Source organism: Vibrio sp. 1078-1 (assembly GCF_033340475.1).
The window spans coordinates 1-990 of sequence record NZ_JAWOWM010000115.1 but is presented as its reverse complement, the minus strand read 5'-3'; the positions used below and the strand labels follow the sequence as shown (position 1 = coordinate 990).

1 protein-coding gene and 1 pseudogene are annotated in these 990 nt (G+C 49.8%); both read right to left on the bottom strand.

The annotated features are described in order from the left end of the window. Positions 1-248 (bottom strand): annotated as a pseudogene (thiH, locus tag R7190_RS25980) (2-iminoacetate synthase ThiH); the annotation flags it as partial. Between the two features lie 15 nt (positions 249-263). Beyond that, on the bottom strand, positions 264-990 hold a 727-nt coding region (locus R7190_RS25975), incomplete at its 5' end, for a thiazole synthase (RefSeq protein ID WP_318137696.1).

Below are 990 nucleotides of genomic sequence, written 5' to 3'. Positions count from 1 at the left end.
AGGTTAGAGAGGTACAGCGGGATATATAGCGACATAGTGTTGCCAAAACGCTTACGCGTCAGCGAATAAGAAAGCTTTGCCATCTGCTCTAAGTACGGTTCAGCAGCAGGAGAAATCAACGCTTTAAAATCTTCCAAATCTCGTTTGGGTTTTGCTAGCGCCCTTTCCACATCCTGCTCCGTTTTGGCATAAATCGACATGGATATGTCATCCCAATCGAGCTGCTGAAAGCGATCATAAAAGCTCATCTTGAACCCTCACTTCTACAGTTCATCGAGAAAAGCCGTTAGCGGACTGGAAGCAACGGCATGAGAAACTTTCCCTGCAAGCCCAGCTTCATAAGCCATACGACCTGACTCGACTGCCATCTTGAACGCTTTCGCCATCGCAACGGGATTACTTGCGGCAGCGATGGCCGTATTGACCAACACGGCATCCGCGCCCATTTCCATCGCTCTTGCCGCATGTGAAGGCGCACCAATTCCCGCATCCACGACAACAGGTACGTTCGCTTGGTCAATAATGATTTCTAGAAAATCGTGCGAAGCGATACCTTTGTTCGAACCAATCGGCGCACCCAATGGCATCACCGCAGCACAGCCAACTTCTTCCAGCCGTTTACATAACACCGGATCAGCATGGCAATATGGCAACACAATAAAGCCATCTCGCACGAGCTGTTCGGCAGCGGCTAAGGTTTCTATCGGGTCAGGCATTAAGTATTTCGGGTCGGGATGGATCTCCAGTTTGACCCAATTTGTGCCCAACGCTTCGCGAGCAAGCTGCGCAGCAAAAACCGCATCTTTGGCATTTTTAGCGCCAGAGGTGTTCGGTAGCAAATTCACACCGGCGTGAATCAGAGGCTGCAAAATGTCATCTTGCTGATCATGTACATCCACACGTTTAAGCGCCATCGTCGCGAGCTGTGAACCTGAAACCTGGATGGCTTCGGCCATTAAATGGCTATTAGAAAATTTGCCTGTTCCTGTG